At 35.9% G+C, this 6,723-nt stretch carries 6 protein-coding genes and 1 riboswitch; of the genes, 5 read left to right on the top strand and 1 reads right to left on the bottom strand.

Annotated features, from left to right (window positions below; translation table 11 throughout):
• The first annotated feature begins 243 nt into the window (after positions 1-243).
• A complete protein-coding gene (locus tag ABE048_RS00920; protein WP_430308605.1) occupies positions 244-1,851 on the top strand; it encodes a long-chain fatty acid--CoA ligase in 1,608 nt (535 codons plus the stop codon).
• A gap of 119 nt (positions 1,852-1,970) precedes the next feature.
• Here ABE048_RS00920 and ABE048_RS00915 read toward each other — a convergent pair whose 3' ends face one another.
• Positions 1,971-2,459, bottom strand: coding sequence for a QueT transporter family protein (locus ABE048_RS00915; RefSeq protein WP_430308604.1), 489 nt, complete (start codon positions 2,457-2,459; stop codon positions 1,971-1,973).
• Between the two features lie 7 nt (positions 2,460-2,466).
• Positions 2,467-2,512: riboswitch (PreQ1 riboswitch) on the bottom strand.
• A 311-nt stretch (positions 2,513-2,823) separates the two neighbouring features.
• Between ABE048_RS00915 and ABE048_RS00910 the strand changes: the two genes are divergently transcribed.
• From ABE048_RS00910 to ABE048_RS00895, 4 genes are all read left to right on the top strand, one after another.
• A complete protein-coding gene (locus ABE048_RS00910) occupies positions 2,824-3,828 on the top strand; it encodes an ABC transporter substrate binding protein (RefSeq protein ID WP_430308603.1) in 1,005 nt (334 codons plus the stop codon).
• Positions 3,829-3,845: 17 nt separating this feature from the next.
• Positions 3,846-4,871, top strand: coding sequence for an ABC transporter permease (locus tag ABE048_RS00905; protein WP_430308602.1), 1,026 nt, complete (start codon positions 3,846-3,848; stop codon positions 4,869-4,871).
• Complete coding sequence (locus ABE048_RS00900) at positions 4,864-5,661, top strand: ABC transporter ATP-binding protein (protein WP_430308601.1); 798 nt, start codon at positions 4,864-4,866, stop codon at positions 5,659-5,661. Before ABE048_RS00905 ends, ABE048_RS00900 begins: the two co-directional genes overlap by 8 nt.
• Positions 5,662-6,151: 490 nt before the next feature.
• Positions 6,152-6,658, top strand: a complete 507-nt coding sequence (locus tag ABE048_RS00895) for a hypothetical protein (protein WP_430308600.1) — start codon at positions 6,152-6,154, stop codon at positions 6,656-6,658.
• Positions 6,659-6,723 lie beyond the last annotated feature (65 nt).

Here is a 6,723-nt window from a genome sequence, read left to right as displayed (position 1 = left end):
CAACGCTCGCCCGCGGAAAGCGAAGCTAATTCCACATCATTCAGTAAACAGATTAATACTATTAATGTTTGTATTGAAACAGTATTTTCTACATACTGTCCATTCATAAATTCTCTAAAAAATCATAAATATTAATTAGATTGATAGAAATGTCAATACTAATCGAGATTATCGTTAGGAGATTTCCTGAACATTAGCGATCCTTGAAAGAGTACTTATAACAAACAAAGGGGTTGGTTGAGTATGATGCAAACACCATTAGTATTAACAGACTTTGTAAAGAGGGCAGAACGTTATTTTCCAAAGAAATTAATTATTTCAAGAACTGCAGAAAATACTATTCATCGTATAACTTACAAGGAATTTGGACAACGTACTAGAAAGTTAGCACAAGCTTTAACGAAATTAGGCATGAAAAAAGGCACAAAAGTAGGGTCATTTGCATGGAATCATCACCGACATTTAGAAGCATATTTTGCGGTTCCTTGTGCAGGAGCAATCCTGCATATGATTAATATTCGACTATCACCTGAACATATTGTTTATATTATTAACCATGCAGAAGATGAAATTTTATTAATTGATGGAGATTTATTCCCATTAGTAGAGAAAGCAATTCCATTGTTGAAATCTGTCAAACATATTGTTGTAATGCAGGATGGACTAGCACTTCCTGAAACAGAATTGGAAAATGTTCATTCATATGAGCAATTACTTGCAGAAGCAGGCGAGGATTACGAGTTTCCTGAAGATTTAGATGAAAATATGCCTGCAGGGATGTGCTATACAAGTGCAACTACAGGATTCCCAAAAGGAGTTGTTTATACTCATCGTAGTTTAGTGCTTCATAGTATAGCGCTTGGTTTAGCAGATTCACTAGGGCTTCGTGAGAATGATGTAGTAATGCCAGTGGTCCCGATGTTTCATGTTAATGCATGGGGAATGCCGTTTGCTGCAGTAAATTTTGGGGCAACTCAAGTATTACCAGGACCAATGTTTACTCCTGCATTATTACTAGACTTAATTGAACAAGAAAAAGTGACATTAACCGCAGGTGTACCGACTATTTGGCTAGGAGTATTGAAGGAATTAGAAGAGAATCCTAGAGATATCACTTCATTACGCGTTATTGTATGTGGAGGTTCTGCGTCGCCCAAAGGTTTAATCCAAGCCTTTGAAGAAAAATATAAAGTACCTTTTATAGTAGGCTATGGTATGACGGAAACAACACCAATCGTTAGTCTCTCTACTTATACTTCTGAAATGGATCAGTGGTCAAAAGAGAAGAAGCTGGATATCCGTGCAACACAAGGCTTAACAGTCTCTTTAGTTGAAACCCGTATTGTGAATGATGATGGGGAAGTACCTTGGGATGGTCAAACAATGGGAGAGTTAACAATCAGAGGACCATGGATTGCGGATGAATACTATAATGACGAAAGAACAGCAGAAGCATTTAAAGACGGATGGCTATATACAGGTGATATCGCAGTTATGACTCCGGAGGGCTATATTAAAATAACTGACCGTGTAAAAGATTTGATTAAAAGTGGAGGCGAATGGATTTCTTCCGTAGATTTAGAGAATGCGTTGATGACACATGAAGGCGTGTTTGAAGCAGCGGTTATTGCCATGCCAGATGAAAAGTGGCAAGAAAGACCACTCGCATGTGTAGTTCTGAAAGAAGGAAGCAAAGTCACGAAAGAAGAATTGCTTACTTATTTAGAAGGTCAATTTGCAAAATGGTGGGTACCAGACGACGTTGTATTTTTAAATGAAATTCCAAAAACATCTGTCGGTAAATTCCTGAAAGCAAAACTTCGTGAGGACCTGAAGGAACAAAAGCTATAAAAGTGCCTTTTGGCTGTCAATTTGAAGTAACCGGTTGTAGCATAAACTGATCGACTATAAAAAAAGAGCGATACCATGTGAAAATAACATGGAATTGCTCTTTTTCTTTTTATGAAATATTAGTCTTCAATTAATTTACTAAAATTAATGCGCTTATTTAATGCAGTCATTACAGGAATACCCACAGCCATAACAACGAATTCACCAGCAGCTACAGTTAACCATGTAAATAGGAATGGTAAATGTAAAACAAAATTTAATTCAATAGCTATGATGAACATAGTAATCGTAAATACTAGCGTATTAAAAATCATACGTGATAGTTGCCCTTTAATAAAGCGAGCAGAGAAAATGGTAATCCCAAGTGCAAGAATTGATTGCCCCACACCAAATACTAAATCATACGTACCGAGTGGTGAGAACAAATTAGTGATGAATACACCAATTACAATACCAATCATATATTTTTTATTGAAAACAACAAGGTGATTGAACATTTCTGATATACGAAATTGGACATTTGTAAAGCCGAAGGGCGCAATAAGCATTGAAACTGCAATATAAAGAGCAGCGATAATTGCGCTGATAGCTAAAGACTTTGTCTTCATTATTAAGTTCCTCCTAGTTTTTTTAACGTGGGATGGTTTCGAACCACGATATTATTTATAAACAAAACAATATTGTAAATATAATAAATAAAAATGTCAAACCTATCATTTGTTAAATAAGAAATAAATAGGTGAAAATTTTAATTTTAAAATAATTCACAAAATAGACACAATTAACAGAAGGTAAACGAAATCCTTATACGCAAACGGTTTAGCGCATTGAAGCGTTGAAGTTCAGTCTGCTAAAATAGTCTAAAGATTCATAATATTATTGACGATTCTAAAAGCCTTCTGTAATATAACAATAATTAGTTGCTTCAGTAGATAAAAATAAAAAAGAGTAAGAAATTAAGGGGGATATTTCATGAAAAAAATGAAAAAGTATGCATTGGTTTTAATGTCAGCGATTATCGTATTAGCACTTGCTGCATGTGGTAGTAAAGATGGAGCATCATCTGATACAAAAGATGAAAAAGCAGCAGCAGACGGAAAAACATATAAAGTCGGAATTACACAAATCGTTGAGCATCCATCATTAAATGAGGCAACAAAAGGGTTCAAAGCTGCGCTTAAAGATGCTGGATTAAAAGTTGACTATCAAACTGAAATCGCTCAAGGTGATCCAAGTCTTAATACAACAGCTGCAAACAACTTAGTAGGGAGTGGAGTAGATTTAATCTTTGCTAACTCTACACCGAGTGCTCAAGCAGTAGCCGCAGCGACTTCAGATATTCCAATTATATTTACTTCTGTAACAGATGCAGTTGGTGCTGAACTGGTAAAAACAATGGAAAAACCAGGTGGTAACGTAACAGGTACTGTTGATACTCACCCAGATGCAATTCCAAACACAGTAAAATTCTTATCAGAACAATTAGGTGCTAAAAAAGTTGGTATGGTGTTCAACTCAGGTGAGCAAAACTCACGTGCACAAGTAGATAGCGTGAAGAAAGAAGCAAAAAAAGTAGGCATTACAATTGTAGAAGCGTCTGTTTCAACATCAGCAGAAGTAAAACAAGCAACTGAATCATTAGTAGGTAAAGTAGATGCATTCTACATCATTACAGATAACACAGTAGTATCTGCTCTTGAATCAGTATTAGATGTGGCAAATGACAAGAAAATGCCTGTTATGGTAGGAGAACTTGATTCAGTAAAACGCGGTGGATTTGGCGCATACGGCTTCAGCTATTACGATATTGGTTATGAAGCAGGTCAAAAAGCTGTTGAAATTTTAAAAGACGGCAAAAAACCAGCAGATATATCAGTTGCTTATCCAGCAAACTTAAAACTAGAAATCAACAAAACAACAGCAGATAAAATCGGCGTAGACATCAAAGATGAATGGAAAGCAGAAGTAGTCAAATAGATAGGAGATGATTCTATATGTTTATAGCAATTTTTGGCTCAGTGGAGCAAGGGATCATCTATGCAATAATGGCACTCGGGGTGTATTTAACATTCCGAGTGTTAGATTTTCCTGATTTAACAGTAGACGGTAGCTTTGTGACTGGCGCCGCAACAGCAGCAACGATGATTACACTAGGATACAACCCAATTATCTCCACACTATGTGCAACATTAGCTGGCTTTGTTGCCGGTTCAATTACAGGCCTTCTACACACAAAAGCAAAAATCAATTCACTACTTTCAGGGATATTAATGATGATTGCTTTATACTCCATTAATTTGCGAATTATGGGGATGACGACAGATACTGCTGTCGGGCGTCCGAATATTCCACTCGCAAACTCTGATTCACTATTCACATTGTTCTTTGGCTTTTGGGAAAAACTTGGGCTAGATAAAACTTTAAACGGTATGTTATCGAGTATGGGAATAGAACATGTTCCGAATACTTGGGGTACTATTTTTATCATGTTCATATTGACCTTTGCTATTAAATTTATCTTTGACTGGTTCTTAAAAACAGAAGTTGGTTTAGCCATTCGTGCAACAGGTGATAATGACAAAATGATTCGTAGCTTTTCTGCAAGTACAGATACACTGATTATCTTGGGTTTAGGTTTATCAAATGGATTAGTTGCATTATCAGGTGCGCTCATTGCTCAATACGGAAAATTCGCCGATGTTGGTATGGGAATCGGGATGATTGTCATTGGTCTAGCTTCTGTTATTATTGGTGAGGCTATTTTTGGCACAAAAACAATTGTCCGTACTACATTAGCTGTGATTTTCGGAGCTATTATTTATCGAATCGTTTTGGCATTAGCATTACAAGTCGAGTTTTTAGACACTGGTGATATGAAATTAATAACAGCTGTTATTGTAGTGATTGCATTAGTTGTTCCTACAATAAGAGCTAAACAAAAAGAAAAAGTTCGTATTGCCAAACGTCGAACAGAACGTGCTACCGCAGTAGTGAAACAGGAGGGGAAGTCGATTGCTTAAGTTAGAAGGAATCAATAAAATTTTCAACGAAGCAACGCCCGATGAGAAAATCGCTTTAGACAATATTAACTTAGATCTAAAAGCAGGTGATTTTGTCACTGTTATCGGTAGTAATGGTGCAGGCAAATCTACTATGATGAATATGATTTCTGGTGCTTTGATGCCCGACCTTGGCCATATTCGAATTGATGGCAATGATGTCACACGTCTTCCAGAATATAAACGTTCCCGCTTTATCGGCCGCGTATTCCAAGACCCAATGGCTGGTACAGCTCCGACGATGACAATTGAAGAAAATCTAGCAATTGCTTATTCACGTAATCAAAAACGATCTCTACGCATCGGTGTAGATAAAAAACGTCGTGAATTTTTCAAAGAATCTCTAGAAACATTAAATCTTAATCTAGAAAATCGTTTAAATGCAAAAGTTGGTCTACTATCTGGCGGTGAACGACAAGCGTTGTCACTATTAATGGCCACTTTCACCAAACCAAATATCCTTTTGTTAGATGAACATACTGCTGCACTCGATCCATCAAGAGCGGAGTTAATTACGAATTTAACAAAGCAACTGGTTGAAAAAGATAGGCTAACAACATTGATGGTAACTCACAATATGCAACAAGCAATTGACTTAGGTAACCGTCTCATCATGATGGATAAAGGGCAAATTATTTTAGAGGTAGAACCTTCAGCGAAAAAAGACTTGGAAATAGACGACTTAATGAACCAATTCCAACGTATTCGTGGAGAAAAAATGGTGTCGGACAGAACTCTATTAAGTGTTTAATATGGAATGAAAGCCTGCACGAATTTGTTGTGCAGGTTTTTCTTTATAGATTTCATACATAGTACAGGATTTGAATGAGAGGACCAGTATTTCCAAAGTCGAAAATAGACTAAATGAAGCATAGTAAAAGAATAAGTCTATCAACATATGGACGAGTGATCATCTTAAGTAAACTAATATGTCCTCAATTCTTAGCTCAAAAAATGGATCTATTAAAAAGTAACCTAGGGGGAATTTTTACTAAAGCTTCTGTTAAAACCCCTTAAATAGCTAAAAAGATATAAATTTTTCAAACTTAATATACAATCAAGGCTCTGCTGTTAAATATCCGTTATAATAGAATCAAATTAGAACATGAAAGCAAACGGATTATCTTTAGACCTCCTAAATAACGACATTTTAGAAGTTAAGATGTAATGTGGTTGCTTTTCCAAAAAAGATTAAAAATCACCGTTAGGATAAACCTATATGCAAAGCAAGGAGCTTTTATATGAATAAATTTTTGCCGAATTTTTGGAGTACAATTTTATTATTGATTCTAGGTTTTTTAACAATTGTAGGTGTTGTTGCTCAAATTGCCAGCAATCCAGATTTATATAATTGGACATGGCGTCAACTAGTTATGCTTATTGTCGGTATATTTGTCTACTTTTCATTTTCATTTTTAGGGTATTATTATTTAATCGCTCGAATGAAGAACAGAGGGATTTGTTGGGATGAAGAAGGGATATTCGTTGACTTTAGTAATCACAAAATATATTGGTATGAGATTGAGGATATACATCGCATGTACTATCCCGGAATCGGTAAAGCAACGGTTATTTCTACATCAGTAGAATACGGACAAGACATCCAAAAGCGCCTTGATAAATGGAAATCAACGGCCACAGGATACTCTTTCGATATTTTTTGGATTAGTGTGCAAAAGTCAAAAGTGATGCATGAACAGATTCTTCATGAGTTTGAACAATATAAAAAGTGTAATGCTACAGCCTAAAAAATAGCTATTCTATCTAAATAAGCCCCCAAAGAGTATAGTTTCTTTGGGGGCTTTGTTATGTC

The sequence above is a fragment of the Rummeliibacillus pycnus genome, assembly GCF_050459865.1.
Taxonomy (GTDB): Bacteria; Bacillota; Bacilli; order Bacillales_A; family Planococcaceae; genus Rummeliibacillus; species Rummeliibacillus pycnus_B.
This window is presented reverse-complemented; position numbering and strand designations above follow the sequence as displayed.